The sequence below is a fragment of the Rathayibacter sp. AY1C6 genome, assembly GCF_002931535.1.
Classification (GTDB): domain Bacteria; phylum Actinomycetota; class Actinomycetes; order Actinomycetales; family Microbacteriaceae; genus Rathayibacter.
On the sequence record NZ_PSWC01000032.1, the window covers coordinates 18,258 to 33,595 of the forward strand.

Here is a 15,338-nt window from a genome sequence, read left to right on the forward strand (position 1 = left end):
CGCGGGCGGGTCCTGCCGATCCTTCCACGGGCGCGGGGCAGGATGGCGGGATGACCGGAGTGACGCGATGGCCGCGGTGACGAGCGCGGGGATCCTGCTGCACCGCGAGGGCCCCTCCGGCACCGAGGTGTTCCTCGGGCGGATGGGCGGCCCCTTCTGGACCCGGCGCCCCCGCGCGTGGACGATCCCCAAGGGCGTGCGCACGGGCGACGAGACGCCGCTGGACGCCGCGCGCCGAGAATTCGAGGAGGAGACCGGCGCTCCTCCGCCCGTCGGGGAGCTGACCCTCCTCGGCGCGTTCCGGCAGAGCGCGGCCAAGACCGTCACGGTCTTCGCCGGGCGCGGACACGCGGACACCGCCTTCGTCGCGAGCAACACCTTCGAGCTGGAGTGGCCGCGGGGCTCCGGCGTGCTGCGCAGCTTCCCCGAGCTGGAGGACGCCCGGTGGCACCCGCTCGACGAGGCCCGCTCGCTGGTGGTGGCCGGGCAGGTCGCCGCCCTCGACGCGCTGGCCGAGCTGCTGGCGGATCCGGACGGCGGGGACCGGGCCGGCACCGCCCCCTAGTCGGCGGTCGCGTAGACCCGCAGGCCCAGCGGCACGATCCGCACCACGGCCTCGTCGAATCCGTCGCGGGAGCCGTCGAAGCGCTCGGTCTCGCCGTCGTGCGCCCACTCGGGGTCGTCCCCCGCGGGCCGGCGCGCGCCGACGGTGATCTCCGGCGTCGAGAACGACTCCACCACCGGTGTCCGCCAGCCGGGCACACGGCCGACCACCGGGGTCGCCGTACGGCCGAGCAGGAGCGAGAACGCTCCCCGGGTGCGCGGAGTCCGTCCTGAGTGCAGGATGCGCACGTCGAGGTGGCCGTCGTCGAGCCGACGCCGGGCGAGCGGGGCGGCCGTGCGCGGGTGCTCCTGATTCACCCCGACGAAGTACGACCAGACGAGCTGCGTGCGCCCGTCGCGCCGGAGCTCGAACGGATCGGTGCGCCGCACGACCGAGAGGGCCGCGATCACGGCGGCGAGCGGCTTCCCGATCCGCTTCTCGCGCTTCTCGCGGGCCGCGACGAACTCCGGGTAGACGCCGATCGAGACCGTGTTGAGCACCGTGACCGGGTCTCCCCCGTCCGCGACGACCTCGGCCACGTCGACGTCGCGGCGCTCGCCGATCGTCGCCGCGTCGAGCGCGTCCTGGACGGTGAGCAGGCCCAGCGCCTTCGCGAAGTGGTTCATGGTCCCGCCCGGCAGCACGAGCAGCGTCATCCCCTCGGCGCGGGCGAGAGCGGCACCGACCGATATGGTCCCGTCCCCGCCGTAGATCCCGAGCACCCGGGGCGGAGAGTCCCCCGAGCGCGCCTCGCGCACCACGTCGGCGAGGTCCTCCCCCTCGGTCAGCCGGTGCACGCGCGCCTTCGGGAACCGGGCCCGGACCAGCGGCTCGGGATCGGGGCGGTGCGAGTCCCGGCCCGCGCCGGGGTTGAGGACCACGAGGAGGGCGGCGCCGTCCCCCAGCGGGCTGCGGTCGACGGGGGGTCGGGTCGCGCGCTCCGAGACGGGCACGTGGCGCGGCTCGGCCGGCAGGACGGCTCGGCCGACGACCGCGACCGCCGCGCCGAGCGCCGCGCCGCCGAGGACGTCCGAGAGCCAGTGGACGCCGACGTGCAGGCGGGAGAAGGCCACGGCGGCGGCGAGCGGGGCGACCGCCGCCCCCACTCGGGGCGACTCGAGCGCGACCCCGGCGGCGAAGGCAGCGGCGCTCGCCGCGTGCCCCGAGGGGAAGGACGCCGACGTCGGCACCGTCGCCAGGCGCCGGCCGACCGGGACGTCGACGAGGAGCGGCCGGTCGCCGCCGAACACGCGCTTGCCGACCAGGTTCGCGAGCGCGCTGGCCGCGGCGAGCGAGGCGGTCCCCCGCAGAGCCTCGCGGGGACGGCCCGCCAGGAGCAGCAGGACGCCGACGCCGGCCCAGAGGACTCCGTGGTCCGCGGCCCGGGAGAGCCCCGTGAGCGCCCCGTCGACGACGGGCGACGGGCGACGGGCGTTCAGCCGCCGGGCCGCACGAGCGTCCGCCCGGCGCACGACGCGCGGGACGGTGACGAGTCGGCGGAGCAGGACGGACGGGGGTCGGGTTCCGCGGAGGGCCATGCGCTCAGCGTAGGAGGAGGCGCCTCCGCGGTCCCTGGACCGGTCGACGGCGCGCTACACCTCGCCGAAGCCCGACTCGACCAGATCGCCGAGCCGGCCGACCGCCTCCTGGGCCTGCGGCCCCGACGCCGAGAGGACGACCTCGTCCCCGCGGTCGAGCCCCAGCGACATCACGCCGAGCAGGCTGGTGGCGTCCTTGCCGTTCGCGTCGATCCGGGCGTCGAAGGTGGCGGCGAGCGTCACGAAGTCGGCCGCGGGACGGGCGTGCAGGCCGTTCGGGTTGATGAGGCGGACGCGGCGCTGCACGCGCTCGTCACCGGGCGAGGCCTCCTCGGCGGGAGCAGCGAGCGCCTCGCCCCGGGCCGACTCCGCGGCGGCGAGCACCTCGTCCAGCGACGCCCCCGTGCCCGCGGCGACGGCGGCCGCGACCGCCCCCTCCACCAGCGGGGCGTCGGCGATCCGGACCCGGGCGCGCGCGTCGTCGTCGAGGAACTCGACCGCGGTCTCCGCCGTCATGATCGCCGAGCCGAGGTCGCAGAGGACGACGACCCCCTCGCCGGAGTCCGCTTCCGCCAGGGCCGCCGTGATGCGGTCGAAGCTGGTGCCGATGCCGCCGTCGTCCGTTCCGCCCGCGGCGACCAGCGCGACCGAGGCCGCCATCTGCTCCGCGAGCTCGACCAGCCCCTCCGCCAGCTGCGCGCTGTGCGAGACCAGGACCAGCCCGACGCTCACGCCGCCGCCTCGGCTGCTGCGCGGAGCAGGAGAACGGTCGACACGCTGCCGGGATCTCGGTGCCCGATGGCGCGCTCGCCGAGGTAGCTGGCGCGTCCCTTGCGGGCGACCAGCGGGTCCGTCGACTCCGCTCCCTTCTGCGCCGCCTCCGCCGCCGCGGCGAGGACGTCGGCCGGAGCCGCTCCCTCCTCGGCGGCGGCCGCGGCCGCGTCGACCGCCGGCGTCCACGCGTCCACCATCGTCTTGTCGCCCACCTCGGCCTTGCCGCGGAGCACGATGCCGTCCCTCGCCGCGGCCAGGAGAGCTGCGACGTCAGCGCCCTCGAGCGCGTCCTCGCCCGCGACCGCGGCGGAGGCCTTCAGGAACGCCGTGCCGAACAGCGGGCCCGAGGCGCCGCCGACGGTGGAGATGAGCGTCGTCGCGACCAGCTTGAGCACGTCCGCCGGGACCCCCTGCTCCGGCGCCGCATCCAGCTTCGCGACCACGGCCTGGAAGCCGCGGTCCATGTTCTCGCCGTGGTCCCCGTCGCCGATCGCCCGGTCGAGCGTGATCAGCTCGACCCGGTGCTCCGCGATCGACTCGGCGGCGCGGCGGATCCACGCCGTCGCCCACGCCGCGTCGAGCCCGGCTCCCTGTGCGTCCTGCATGGTCGTCTCCTCCTCGTGGGCCGCTCCTGCGGCTGTCGTTCCGGTCATGGTGTGCGCGCGGGCGCTCAGCGTCCCCACCGCAGCGCCGCGGTCTGCACCGGGGAGTCCCACAGCTCGGTCAGGGCGTCGTCGAGCTTGAGGACGGTGAGCGAGAAGCCCTGCATCTCGAGCGACGTCGTGTAGTTGCCGACGAGGCTGCGTGCGACGGAGATCCCCTTCTCGGCCAGCGCCTCGGCTGCCCGGCGGTAGGCGAGGTACAGCTCGATCTGCGGCGTGCCGCCCATGCCGTTCACCAGGAGCAGCACCTCGTCCCCGGAGGAGAACGGCAGGTCCTCCAGGATCGGACCGAGGATCCGGTCGACGATGCGGTCGGCCGGCTCCAGCGCGATCTTCTCCCGGCCGGGCTCGCCGTGGATGCCGATGCCGATCTCGATCTCGTCCTCGCCCAGCTCGAAGCTCGGCTCGCCCGCGTGCGGGACGATGCACGGCGTGAGGGCGACGCCCATCGAGCGCACGTTCGCGATCACCGTCTCGGCGATCGTCGCGACCTCGTCGAGGGAGTCGCCCCGCTCGGCCGCGGCGCCCGCGATCCGCTCGACCAGCACGGTGCCGGCCACGCCGCGGCGGCCCGCGGTGTAGAGCGAGTCCTTCACCGCGACGTCGTCGTCGACGATCACGCTGCGCACCTCGATCCCCTCGGCGCCGGCGAGGTCGGCCGCGGTCTCGAAGTTCAGGACGTCGCCCGTGTAGTTCTTCACGATGTGCAGCACACCCGCACCGCCGTCGACGGCCTGCGTGGCCGCGACGATCGGGTCGGGCGTGGGCGAGGTGAAGACGGGACCGGGGACGGCGGCGTCCAGCATCCCGAATCCGACGAAGCCCGCGTGCAGCGGCTCGTGCCCGCTGCCGCCTCCGCTGACGATGCCCACCTTGCCCGAGCGGGGCGCGTCGGCCCGCACCACGAACAGGGGATCCGACACCACCCGGACCAGGTCGGCGTGCGCCAGGCCGAAGCCGGCCACCGACTCCGTGACGACGTTCTTCGGGTCGTTGATGAGCTTCTTCATCGAGGTCTCCTCCAGGATCGGGCCACCACTCGGGCGTCCCGTGACCTGCGGGCGATCCGGCGCGTGGTGGATCGCCGCCCGCACCGTCGCGGACAGCAGCCCCACGTTACGCCCTGCGCTCGCGCCTACGGCAGCGGGACGACGGCGCGCTGCGTCTCGCGGACCCACTCCTCGAGCTTGGCCGTGGCGGCCCCGGAGTCGACGGCCTCCGCCGCGCGGTCCATCGACGTCCGCAGGCGCTCCAGGACGGGCGTGCGCACCAGGTCCGGGTCGCGCGCCAGGTCGAACGCCGCGAGGCCCGCGGCCGCGTTCAGAAGGACGATGTCGCGGACGGGGCCGCCGTCTCCCGCGAGCACCGAGCGCACCACGCTCGCGTTGTAGGCGGCGTCGCGGCCGCGCAGCTCGTCGATCCGCGCGCGGGGCAGGCCCAGGTCGCGCGGGTCGAGGTCGTGCTCGACCACGGAGCCGCGCGACACCTCCCAGATGTGGCTGTGACCCGTGGTGGTGAGCTCGTCGAGGCCGTCGTCCCCGCGGAACACCAGAGCCGTCGCCCCGCGCGTCCGGAACACGCCGACGACCAGCGGCACCCGGTCGAGGTGCGCCACTCCGACCGCCGAGGCCTCGGGACGCGCCGGATTGCAGAGCGGGCCGAGGAAGTTGAACACCGTCGGCACGCCCAGCTCGGCGCGCACCGGACCGGCGTGCCGGAAGCCGGGGTGGAAGAGGGACGCGAAGACGAAGGCGATCCCCGTCCGCCGGAACACCTCGGCCACCCGCTCGGGAGAGAGGGAGAGGTCGACCCCGAGTGCCGCGAGCACGTCGGAGGAGCCGGAGGAGGAGGACGCGGCCTTGTTCCCGTGCTTCACGACGGGCGTGCCGGCCGCGGCCGCGATGATCGACGCGGTGGAGGAGATGTTGACGGTCCCGAAGCGGTCCCCGCCGGTCCCGACGATGTCGAGGGCCATCGGGTCCACGTCCAGCGGCACCGCGTGGTCGAGGATCGCGTCGCGGAAGCCGACGATCTCGTCGACGGTCTCGCCCTTCGCCCGGAGGGCCACCAGCAGTCCGGCGAGCTGCGCCGGAGTCGCCGCGCCCTCCATCACCTGCTCCATGGCCCACGTCGCCTCGGAGACGCTCAGATCGGAGGACTCGAGGAGTGCGCTGAGAACGTGCGGCCAGGACAGGGTTTCCGACATGGCTCCCAGATTATGCGACGAGGATCGCCTCCCGGCTAGTGCGACTTCCCTCCCCTGCCATCGGCCATAATGGTCTGTGTGACGAGCACCTCTCTCTCCCCCACGGCCACCGCGCCCGTAGTGAACCGACCCAACCCGGTCGCGGTCGGAACGATCGTCTGGCTGGGCAGCGAGGTCATGTTCTTCGCCGGCCTCTTCGCGATCTACTTCACCCTGCGCAGCACCTCCCCCGAGCTCTGGGGCGCCGAGACCCAGATCCTCAACGTCCCTTACGCGGGCGTGAACACGGTGATCCTCGTGGCCTCGTCGTTCAGCTGCCAGTTCGGCGTGTTCGCCGCCGAGCGGCTGCAGCCGCGTGCGACGGGCCTCAGCCCGTTCAAGTGGGGCATGGTCGAGTGGTTCTTCCTCACCTACGCCCTGGGCGCGGTCTTCGTCTCCGGCCAGGTGCTCGAGTACGCGACCCTCGTCTCCGAGGGCGTCACGCTCTCCAGCAACGCCTACGGCTCCGCCTTCTACCTGACGACCGGCTTCCACGCCCTGCACGTCACCGGCGGCCTCATCGCGTTCCTCCTCGTCATCGGCCGCGGCTTCGCGGTCAAGAACTTCGGCCACAAGGAGGCGACGAGCGCCATCGTCGTCTCGTACTACTGGCACTTCGTCGACGTCGTCTGGGTCGGCCTGTTCGCCGTCATCTACTTCCTCAAGTGACGCGCCCGCCGATGCCCCACTCCACTCCCGACCCCCGCAGGAAGGACGCCTCGATGGCCTCCCCGAAGACGAAGAGCCGAGCCAAGAAGGGTCGCCGCCACCCGCTCGCCACCCTGGCCCTGATCGCCATCGGCCTCGGGCTCACCGGCGGGACCTACGCCGCGGTCGGCGTCGCGACGTCCGCCTCCGCGGAGACGTCGTCCACCAGCCAGCAGACGATCGACGAGGGCTCGAAGCTCTTCGCCGCGAACTGCGCCACCTGCCACGGCCTCGACGCCGCGGGCACCGACAACGCTCCCTCCCTCATCGGAGTGGGCGCGGCGTCGGTCGACTTCCAGGTCGGCACCGGCCGCATGCCGATGCAGATGCACGGCCCCCAGGCGCTCGAGAAGCCGGTGCAGTTCACCGACGAGCAGGTCGGCGAGCTCGCCGCCTACGTCGCGTCGCTGGCCCCCGGCCCCGCGATCCCCGAGGGCGAGGTCCTCGACGGACAGGGCGACGCGGCGAACGGCGCCGAGCTGTTCCGCATCAACTGCGCCATGTGCCACAACGTCGCCGGGGCCGGCGGCGCGCTCACCGAGGGCAAGTTCGCTCCCCCGCTGGGCGGCGTGACCGAGGCGCACATCTACGAGGCGATGGTCACCGGCCCGCAGAACATGCCGGTCTTCAACGATCTGAACATCTCGCCCGAGGACAAGCGCGACATCATCTCGTACCTCAAGTACATCGAGGCCAACCCGTCCCCGGGCGGATTCGCGCTCGGCTCCCTCGGGCCGGTCGCGGAGGGCCTGTTCCTCTGGATCTTCGGCCTCGGCGCGATCGTGGCCCTGACGGTGTGGATCACCGCCCGATCCAACTAGACGACTGCAGCGCCCTGACGGGCGCGACTGACCCACGGCACCGACTGGTGCCGACACGGCGTGAAAAGGAGAACCATGGCAGAGCACGATGAGGGTGGCACGGACCTCGCCACCTCGTCGGCCACCGGGCACGGAACGGCTCCGGCCGGCACCGCGGTCGTGACGCGGGACCGCGTTCAGGACCCGGGCCTCCCGCCGCACCGCCCCCGGATGACCGACCTCGACCCCAAGGTCGAGAAGCGTGCCGAGCGCACGGTGTACACGCTCTTCTACCTCTCCTTCGCGGGCTCGATCTTCGCGGTAGCCGCCTACATGGCGTTCCCGATCACCGAGGACGTCGCGTCGGTCCGGCTGAACACGCTGTTCATCGGCCTGGGCATGTCCCTCGCGCTCCTGGGCATCGGCATCGCCGCCGTCCACTGGGGCAAGCAGCTGATGTCGGACCACGAGGGCATCGACATCCGCCACCCCGTCCGCAGCGCGGAGCCCACCCGCGCCCGTGCGCTCGAGATCTTCGACCAGTCCGACAAGGAGTCCGGCTTCGGCCGCCGCTCCCTCGTCCGGAACAGCCTGATCGCCTCCCTCGTCGTGTTCCCCCTGCCCGCCGTGATCCTGTTCCGGGGCCTCGGCCCGCAGGACCAGAACCCCGTCGCCCTCCTCAAGACCACCCTGTGGGAAGAGGGCACGAGGCTCACCCTGGACCCGTCGGGAGCGCCGATCCTCGCATCGGACGTCACCCTCGGATCCGCCTTCCACGTCATCCCCGAGGGCCTCAACGACGCCGAGGGCAAGCTGGAGGAGAAGGCCAAGGCCGCCGTCCTCCTGATGCGCCTGAAGCCGGAGGACCTCATCGTCAGTGAGGGTCGCGAGACCTGGAACTACGACGGAATCGTCGCCTACTCCAAGATCTGCACGCACGTCGGCTGCCCTGTGGCGCTGTACGAGCAGCAGACCCACCACCTGCTGTGCCCGTGCCACCAGTCGCAATTCGACATCACGCGCGAGGCCGCCGTCATCTTCGGCCCGGCGAAGCGTCCGCTTCCGCAGCTCCCCATCACCGTCGACGCCGAGGGTTACCTGGTCGCCAGAAGCGACTTCACGGAGCCCGTCGGACCGTCCTTCTGGGAGCGATGACTCACATGTCCACCACCACCCCCTCACGCCCCTCCAGCTCCCCCGCGGAGCCCGAGGACGGCGTCATCCTCGGATCCGGCAAGTTCCAGAAGGGGTACGTCGGAGCGGCGTCGAACTACATCGACGAGCGCACGAGCATCTCCGCGGTCGTCAAGGAGTTCGGTCGCAAGATCTTCCCCGACCACTGGTCCTTCCTCCTCGGCGAGGTCGCGCTCTACAGCTTCGTCATCATCCTGCTGTCGGGCACGTTCCTCACCTTCTTCTTCCAGGCCTCGATGGTCGAGACGCACTACGAGGGCAGCTATCTGCCCCTCAAGGGCATCGAGATGTCGGCGGCGATGTCGTCCTCGCTCGACATCTCCTTCGACATCCGCGGCGGCCTGCTGATGCGGCAGATCCACCACTGGGCGGCGCTGCTGTTCGTGGCCTCGATCGGCCTGCACATGCTGCGCATCTTCTTCACCGGTGCGTTCCGCAAGCCCCGCGAGCTCAACTGGGTCATCGGCTTCGTCCTCTTCATCCTCGCGATGGCCGAGGGCTTCACCGGCTACTCGCTCCCCGACGACCTGCTCTCTGGCAATGGCCTCCGCATCATCGACGGCATGGTCAAGGGCATCCCGATCGTCGGCACCTGGATCTCGTTCCTGCTCTTCGGCGGCGAGTTCCCGGGCACCGACATCGTCGGCCGCCTCTACACGCTGCACATCCTGCTGCTGCCGGCGCTGGTGCTCGCGTTCATCGCCCTCCACCTCGTGTTCGTGGTCGTCCACAAGCACACCCAGTTCCCCGGTGCGGGCAAGACCGAGCAGAACGTCGTCGGCTACCCGGTGCTGCCGGTCTACGCCGCGAAGGCCGGTGGATTCTTCTTCATCGTCTTCGGCGTCGTCGTCCTCATCGCCTCGCTGTTCACGATCAACCCGATCTGGAACTACGGCCCGTACGACCCCTCGCCCGTCTCCGCGGGAACCCAGCCCGACTGGTACATCGGGTTCGCCGACGGCGCCCTGCGCCTCGTCCCGCCGGGACTCGAGTGGGCCATCCCGGGCATCGGAACCCTGTCGTTCAACATCCTGATCCCGCTCGTCGGTCTCGGACTGTTCATCGCCGTGGTCATGCTCTACCCGTTCCTCGAGGCGTGGATCACCGGTGACAAGCGCGAGCACCACCTGCTCGACCGCCCGCGCAACGCCGCGACCCGCACCGCGATCGGCGCCGCCGGAGTCAGCTTCTACGCCGTCCTCTGGGCCGCCGCGTCGTCCGACCTCATCGCGACGCACTTCCACCTCACGATGGAGGGCGTGATCCACAGCCTGCAGTTCCTGCTCATCGCGGGTCCGTTCATCGCGTACTTCATCACCAAGCGCATCTGCCTGGCGCTGCAGAAGAAGGACCGCGAGATCGCGCTGCACGGCTTCGAGTCGGGACGCATCGTCCGCCTCCCCGGCGGCGAGTTCATCGAGGTGCACCAGCAGCTCGACGAGTACGAGCGCTGGAAGCTCGTCGGTCAGGACGAATACGAGCCCCTGATGATCCGTCCGGACTCGCGTGGCCGCATCACCGCCCCGCAGCGCGTCCGCGCCGGCCTCTCCCGCTGGTTCTTCGAGGACCGGATCACCCCCGTCACCCAGAAGGAGCTCGAGAGCTCGCACAGCGAGCACTGATCCTCCCCCGAAGGGCCCGGACGTTCATTCGTCCGGGCCCTTCGTCGTTCCCGCAGCGGGGCGGCGCCTGTCCTCCGGCGCGGTGGAGGTCCGCGGTGGACCGAGAGGCGGTGAGACCGGATCACAGCGCCTCGTCGGCGACAGGCCGGCAGGAACGTGGGGCGATCCTCCGGACCCCGAGACCTCCGCTCCTTGGATCACGAGACGCCATCTCACTGCCGAACTGGAGACGTCCGCCCCCGTCCGATCATGGAGTGATCCGGCCCCTCTGCGTGCTCGCAGTGTCGTCGTCCGGTGAGGTCCCCGGTCCCCGTACACGTCGAGACGCTCCGGATTAGTTCGAGGGCACCCATCCCCAGCAGGCCTGTCAGGACTGCCCTCCCCCACTCACGGTCGATCCCTCTGTGGTCGGCGACGGCGACGCTCGCCGGTGAGACAGAGGAGGCGACCTCCGGGCATCGACGCCCGTCGCTGCAGCGGCGTCTCAGGCTCCCTGTCGTCGCGCCGACCGGCACACAACCCGTTAGCAAGTACCGAGGAGCTCCACGAGCTGCAGGGGCGCGCGCGGTTCCGTCGGGGTGCAGGCTCCACTGGGTTCAGAACGGTGTGCAAGAGGCCCGCAGGGCGGCGCAGGCGCCAGAACAGGCGCAGCAGCCCCAGTACAGCCGCAGGCGCAGCAGTATCCGCGATCCGTAGCGCGCCACCGCCGTCGGCACGCCGACAGGCGCACAGGAGAGCCGCCACAGGCGTAGCCCGCTCACCCGTGGCCGGAGCAGGAGCCGTCGCAGCGCAGCCCGTATGGGTGATGACGCTGCCCGGCGCTCCTGCTCGGCGCCGCTCGCTGCGCTCCCCTACGAGCTTCCGCGTCGCGGGCCGTCGGGATGTTCCCAAACGTGCGCCTCCGAGCGGAACGCCTCTGTGTCCTGCCAGCAGGACACCAAGAGAGATCCCGCTCAGCTCGTCATCCCTCACTGAGTGGTCCCGGCCCTCACCGGGAGGTCCCGGCCATCTCCGGGAGGCTCGATCCCCCACCGATCGGCGAGTGACGCCCCTGCATGAAGCCGAACGGCCGAGCCGACTGGGCCCCGACCGCGCGTCGCTTCCTCCTGGATAAGCGGAAGGGCCGGGTGCACGGAGCCGAAGCCCTCGTGCACCCGGCCCTCGGCCGTGCGATGCGCCCTAGCGGGCGAAGTATCCGCGGTAGTACTCGTACACCCAGCCGGCGATGGCGACCAGGAAGAGCCCGACGGCGATGTAGGTGATCCAGAACCCCACGGCCAGGCCGAGGAATCCGAGGGCCGCGGAACCGCCCAGGATCAGCGGCCACCAGCTCCACGGGCTGAAGAAGCCCAGCTCGGGGTCTCCGTCATCGATGTCCGCATCGAGGCGGTCCTCGGGGAGCTCGGCGCCCTGCGCCTTGTGGACGCGGCCGACGTAGAACGCGATGAACGCGCCCAGCACGGCCGAGAGGCCGATGCCGACGGTACCGACCCACTCCACCTGGCCCGTGTCGAGCAGCGACCACACGATGTACGTGATGTCGGCGAGGAGGAAGAAACCCGCGAGGAGCCAGAAAAGATTGACGTTGGCGCGCATGGCCCTACTTCACCGTGCCTTCGGACTTGTCGTACGTGGGGGCGTCCGGAGCGTCCTTCGCCGGACCGATTCCGACGGGGATGCCGGCCTCGGGGTGGTTGAGGTCGAACGCCGGGGCCTCGCTTCGGATGCGCGGGATCGAGGTGAAGTTGTGGCGGGGCGGCGGGCACGACGTGGCCCACTCGAGCGACCGGGAGAAGCCCCACGGGTCGTTCACCGTCACCTTGGGCGCCTTGCGGGCCGTGATGTACACGTTCAGGAAGAACGGGATCAGCGACACCGCGAGGATCATCGCTCCGACCGTCGACACCTGGTTCATCCAGGTGAAGCCGTCCTCGGGGAGGTAGCTGGCGTAGCGGCGCGGCATGCCGACGACGCCCAGCCAGTGCTGGATGAGGAAGGTGGTGTGGAAGCCGATGAACAGCAGCCAGAAGTGCCACTTGCCCAGCGTCTCGTTCAGCATCTTGCCGGTCCACTTGGGCCACCAGAAGTAGAAGCCCGAGAACATCGCGAAGACGACGGTTCCGAACACGACGTAGTGGAAGTGCGCCACCACGAAGTACGAGTCCGAGACGTGGAAGTCGAGCGGGGGCGACGCGAGGATCACGCCGGTGAGTCCACCGAAGGTGAAGGTGATCAGGAAGCCGATCGCCCAGATCATCGGGGTCTCGAAGGTCACCGATCCGCGCCACATGGTGCCGACCCAGTTGAAGATCTTCACGCCGGTCGGAACCGCGATGAGCATGGTCATCAGCGAGAAGAACGGCAGCAGGACCGATCCGGTGACGTACATGTGGTGCGCCCACACCGTCACGGAGAGGGCGGCGATCGCGATGGTCGCGTAGATCAGCGTCTTGTAGCCGAAGATCGGCTTGCGGCTGAAGACCGGGAAGACCTCGGACACGATGCCGAAGAACGGCAGCGCGATGATGTACACCTCGGGGTGGCCGAAGAACCAGAACAGGTGCTGCCAGAGCAGGACACCGCCGTTGGCCGCATCGTAGATGTGGGCGTCGAACACCCGGTCGGCGCCGAGGGCGAACATCGCGGCGGCGAGCACCGGGAACGCGAGCAGCACGAGGATCGACGTCACCAGGATGTTCCAGGTGAAGATCGGCATCCGGAACATCGTCATGCCGGGGGCGCGCATCGTGATGATCGTCGTGATGAAGTTCACCGCGCCGAGGATCGTGCCGAAGCCCGAGAGCGCGAGGCCGAAGACCCAGAGATTGCCGCCGAGCCCTGGCGAGAACGTCGTGCTCGACAGTGGCGCGTACGCGAACCAGCCGAACGACGCCGCACCCTGCGGGGTGACGAATCCGGCGACCGCGATGAGCGAGCCGAAGCTGTAGAGCCAGTACGCGAAGGCGTTGAGGCGGGGGAACGCGACGTCGGGGGCGCCGATCTGCAGCGGCATCAGGACGTTGGCGAACCCGGCGAAGAGCGGCGTCGCGAACATCAGCAGCATGATCGTGCCGTGCATCGTGAACAGCTGGTTGTACTGCTCGCGCGTCTCGACCACGTTCAGGCCGGGCTCGAACAGCTGGGCGCGGATGACGAGTGCCATCACGCCGGCGATGCAGAAGTAGATGAACGACGTGATCAGGTACATGTACCCGATGACCTTGTGGTCGGTCGACGTCATCCAGCGGACGAGGACGTTCGCCTTGCGCTGGACCGGCGGAGTGCCGGCGGTGCGCGTCGGGCGGGGTGCCGTAGCGGTGCTCATGCTCCCTTACTCCTCGTTCTCGCGGGCCGGCGCGCCGGTTCCGGGAAGGTTCGAATTGCGGTTGTACTCGGCGCCGAGCTGACCGGTCTGGCCCGCGTCGCGCAGCGACTGGATGTAGTCGTCGTACTCGCCCTGCGAGACGACCTTGACGTTGAAGAGCATCGCGGAGTGGTACTCGCCGCAGAGCTCGGCGCACTTGCCCGCGTAAGTCCCCTCCTTGAGAGGCGTGACGTACATGTAGTTCGTCTTGCCGGGGATCATGTCCTTCTTGTAGAGGAAGTCGACGACCCAGAAGGAGTGGATCACGTCGCGCGCGTCGAGCTGGATCTTGATCTTCTGTCCGACGGGCAGGTAGAGCGTGGGGATCTCGGACTCGACGAGCGAGCCGGCGGCGTCTCCGCCCTCCTGGTACTGGCCCTGGATACCGGCGGAGTAGACGTCCTCGTCGACGTAGTTGAAGTCCCACGCCCACTGCTTGCCGTACACCTGGATGGTCTCGTCCGGGTCGTCGTAGGGCTGCTCGATAGCGGCCTGGTCGCGCGCGGTGAAGGCGAAGAAGCCGATCACGAGGATCAGCGGCACGATCGTGTAGAAGATCTCGATCGGCATGTTGTAGCGCAGCTGGACCGGCAGGCCGGTCTGCCCCTTGCGACGGCGGTAGACCACCACCGCCCAGATGGTGAGACCCCACGTGACGACGCCGACGGCGAGCAGGACGATCCAGGAGGTGACCCAGAGTCCGATGACGCGGTCGACGTGGTTCGTCGTGCCGGGTTCGGTGGGGAGCCAGCCCTGGAGCTGCTCTTGCGTGCAGCCCGCGAGGACGAGGGCGAGGGCTCCTGCGACGGGGGCAGCGACCCATCTGCGGATTCGGCGATTGAAGCGCACCGGTGACCTTTCGGAAGACTGGGGACCAGTTCACACGAAACTGTATTAGACCGGCTCCAGCCTACCCTTCCGCTCCGGCGGCCCGGTGCACGACGACCCGCTCTTGACGTCCCGGCCGAGTGGTGCAGTCATGACGAACGGCGCCCGACGGGCCACCGGGGTGGACTGTCGGACGCCGTTCGGAGGCGCTGCGGCCCGGGGCCGCGCGGCGTCAGTGGAAGCTGTCGCCGCAGGCGCAGCTGCCGCCCGCGTTGGGGTTGTCGATGGTGAAGCCCTGCTTCTGGATGGTGTCCTCGAAGTCGATCGAGGCGCCGTCGAGGTAGGGGACGCTCATCTTGTCGACGACGAGGCCGACGCCCTCGAACTCCACCGCGGCGTCGCCGTCGAGGGTGCGCTCGTCGAAGTAGAGCTGGTAGATGAGGCCGGAGCAGCCGCCGGGCTGCACCGCGACGCGCAGGCGCAGGTCGTCGCGGCCCTCCTGCTCGAGCAGGCTCTTGACCTTGGCGGCGGCGGTCGGGGTCATCGAGACGCCGTGGGCCGCGCTGGGCGGGGTGGCGAGGGGGGTCGCCGTCTGGTCGGTCAGGGTGTCTGACATGTCACTCCTCAGGGGACGGGCGGAACGGTCGTCGTGCCTTCCGGGATTCTACGGCTGCAACCCGGGTGGTCACCCAGGTATTCCACGACCGGTGGTCAGTCGCGGTGAGCGGCGGCGCGGAGCAGGAACAGCGCCTCGGTCTGCGCGGCGCGCTTGAAGACGCCCAGGTGAAGCGACTCGTTGGGGCTGTGCGCGCGCGAGTCGGGGTCCTCCACACCGGTGACGAGGATCTGAGCCTCGGGGAACTCGCGCACGAGGTCGGCGATGAACGGGATGCTCCCGCCGATCCCGGTCTCGAGGGGCTCGCGTCCCCACGCGTCGGCCATCGCGCCCTTCACCAGGTCCACGGCCCAGCCGCTCGCGTCGACCAGGAAGGGGCTGCC

General features: G+C 70.5%; 14 protein-coding genes and 1 pseudogene. 5 read left to right on the forward strand and 10 right to left on the reverse strand.

The features are described 5' to 3' along the window. Positions 1-67: 67 nt before the first annotated feature. Positions 68-565: an NUDIX domain-containing protein gene (locus C5D36_RS15245; protein WP_104296185.1), complete on the forward strand. Its 498-nt coding sequence runs from the start codon at positions 68-70 to the stop codon at positions 563-565. Here the strand turns inward: C5D36_RS15245 and C5D36_RS15250 are convergent. From C5D36_RS15250 to trpD, 5 genes are all read right to left on the reverse strand, one after another. Continuing rightward, positions 562-2,142 carry a bifunctional phosphatase PAP2/diacylglycerol kinase family protein gene (locus C5D36_RS15250; protein ID WP_104296186.1) on the reverse strand — a complete coding sequence of 527 codons (1,581 nt, stop codon included), beginning with the start codon at positions 2,140-2,142 and terminating at the stop codon, positions 562-564. The two genes, C5D36_RS15245 and C5D36_RS15250, sit on opposite strands and share 4 nt — an antisense overlap. 54 nt (positions 2,143-2,196) lie before the next feature. Continuing rightward, positions 2,197-2,874: a dihydroxyacetone kinase phosphoryl donor subunit DhaM gene (dhaM, locus tag C5D36_RS15255; RefSeq protein WP_104296187.1), complete on the reverse strand. Its 678-nt coding sequence runs from the start codon at positions 2,872-2,874 to the stop codon at positions 2,197-2,199. Further along, positions 2,871-3,521 carry a dihydroxyacetone kinase subunit DhaL gene (gene dhaL / locus C5D36_RS15260; protein ID WP_104296188.1) on the reverse strand — a complete coding sequence of 217 codons (651 nt, stop codon included), beginning with the start codon at positions 3,519-3,521 and terminating at the stop codon, positions 2,871-2,873. Before dhaL ends, dhaM begins: the two co-directional genes overlap by 4 nt. A 65-nt stretch (positions 3,522-3,586) precedes the next feature. Then, positions 3,587-4,588: a dihydroxyacetone kinase subunit DhaK gene (gene dhaK / locus C5D36_RS15265; RefSeq protein ID WP_104256174.1), complete on the reverse strand. Its 1,002-nt coding sequence runs from the start codon at positions 4,586-4,588 to the stop codon at positions 3,587-3,589. Positions 4,589-4,713: 125 nt separating this feature from the next. Then, complete coding sequence (trpD, locus tag C5D36_RS15270) at positions 4,714-5,784, reverse strand: anthranilate phosphoribosyltransferase (RefSeq protein ID WP_104225357.1); 1,071 nt, start codon at positions 5,782-5,784, stop codon at positions 4,714-4,716. A 69-nt stretch (positions 5,785-5,853) separates the two neighbouring features. On the opposite strand from trpD, the gene C5D36_RS15275 reads away from it, so the two are divergent. From C5D36_RS15275 to C5D36_RS15290, 4 genes are all read left to right on the forward strand, one after another. Continuing rightward, positions 5,854-6,492, forward strand: a complete 639-nt coding sequence (locus C5D36_RS15275; protein WP_104224647.1) for a heme-copper oxidase subunit III — start codon at positions 5,854-5,856, stop codon at positions 6,490-6,492. A 53-nt stretch (positions 6,493-6,545) separates the two neighbouring features. Then, complete coding sequence (locus C5D36_RS15280; protein ID WP_104224648.1) at positions 6,546-7,352, forward strand: c-type cytochrome; 807 nt, start codon at positions 6,546-6,548, stop codon at positions 7,350-7,352. 75 nt (positions 7,353-7,427) lie between these two features. Continuing rightward, positions 7,428-8,486, forward strand: a complete 1,059-nt coding sequence (locus tag C5D36_RS15285) for a ubiquinol-cytochrome c reductase iron-sulfur subunit (protein ID WP_104225358.1) — start codon at positions 7,428-7,430, stop codon at positions 8,484-8,486. Positions 8,487-8,491: 5 nt separating this feature from the next. Then, the gene (locus C5D36_RS15290; protein ID WP_104224650.1) at positions 8,492-10,147 is read left to right on the forward strand and encodes a ubiquinol-cytochrome c reductase cytochrome b subunit; all 1,656 of its coding nucleotides are present in this window, start codon (positions 8,492-8,494) and stop codon (positions 10,145-10,147) included. 1,179 nt (positions 10,148-11,326) lie between these two features. On the opposite strand, the gene C5D36_RS15295 is transcribed toward C5D36_RS15290, so the two are convergent. From C5D36_RS15295 to C5D36_RS15315, 5 genes and pseudogenes are all read right to left on the reverse strand, one after another. Continuing rightward, positions 11,327-11,743, reverse strand: coding sequence for a cytochrome c oxidase subunit 4 (locus C5D36_RS15295; protein ID WP_104224651.1), 417 nt, complete (start codon positions 11,741-11,743; stop codon positions 11,327-11,329). 4 nt (positions 11,744-11,747) lie between these two features. Then, the gene (gene ctaD / locus C5D36_RS15300; RefSeq protein ID WP_104224652.1) at positions 11,748-13,472 is read right to left on the reverse strand and encodes a cytochrome c oxidase subunit I; all 1,725 of its coding nucleotides are present in this window, start codon (positions 13,470-13,472) and stop codon (positions 11,748-11,750) included. Positions 13,473-13,478: 6 nt separating this feature from the next. Continuing rightward, positions 13,479-14,360 (reverse strand): cytochrome c oxidase subunit II, encoded by an 882-nt coding sequence (gene coxB, locus C5D36_RS15305; protein WP_104224653.1) that lies wholly within the window; start codon positions 14,358-14,360, stop codon positions 13,479-13,481. 211 nt (positions 14,361-14,571) lie between these two features. Beyond that, entirely contained in the window at positions 14,572-14,955 is a 384-nt protein-coding gene (gene erpA, locus C5D36_RS15310) for an iron-sulfur cluster insertion protein ErpA (RefSeq protein WP_104224654.1), read from the reverse strand. 95 nt (positions 14,956-15,050) lie between these two features. Next, positions 15,051-15,338 (reverse strand): annotated as a pseudogene (locus C5D36_RS15315) (dipeptidase); the annotation flags it as partial.

Bases quoted from the DNA above. Each gene is read 5' to 3' on its own strand.
- C5D36_RS15285 (WP_104225358.1), top strand. From the start codon at position 7,428: ATGGCAGAGCACGATGAGGGTGGCACGGACCTCGCCACCTCGTCGGCC.
- C5D36_RS15245 (WP_104296185.1), top strand. From the start codon at position 68: ATGGCCGCGGTGACGAGCGCGGGGATCCTGCTGCACCGCGAGGGCCCC.
- C5D36_RS15250 (WP_104296186.1), bottom strand. From the start codon at position 2,142: ATGGCCCTCCGCGGAACCCGACCCCCGTCCGTCCTGCTCCGCCGACTC.
- C5D36_RS15295 (WP_104224651.1), bottom strand. From the start codon at position 11,743: ATGCGCGCCAACGTCAATCTTTTCTGGCTCCTCGCGGGTTTCTTCCTC.
- dhaK (WP_104256174.1), bottom strand. From the start codon at position 4,588: ATGAAGAAGCTCATCAACGACCCGAAGAACGTCGTCACGGAGTCGGTG.
- trpD (WP_104225357.1), bottom strand. From the start codon at position 5,784: ATGTCGGAAACCCTGTCCTGGCCGCACGTTCTCAGCGCACTCCTCGAG.
- dhaL (WP_104296188.1), bottom strand. From the start codon at position 3,521: ATGCAGGACGCACAGGGAGCCGGGCTCGACGCGGCGTGGGCGACGGCG.
- C5D36_RS15280 (WP_104224648.1), top strand. From the start codon at position 6,546: ATGGCCTCCCCGAAGACGAAGAGCCGAGCCAAGAAGGGTCGCCGCCAC.
- ctaD (WP_104224652.1), bottom strand. From the start codon at position 13,472: ATGAGCACCGCTACGGCACCCCGCCCGACGCGCACCGCCGGCACTCCG.
- C5D36_RS15275 (WP_104224647.1), top strand. From the start codon at position 5,854: ATGGTCTGTGTGACGAGCACCTCTCTCTCCCCCACGGCCACCGCGCCC.
- erpA (WP_104224654.1), bottom strand. From the start codon at position 14,955: ATGTCAGACACCCTGACCGACCAGACGGCGACCCCCCTCGCCACCCCG.
- C5D36_RS15290 (WP_104224650.1), top strand. From the start codon at position 8,492: ATGTCCACCACCACCCCCTCACGCCCCTCCAGCTCCCCCGCGGAGCCC.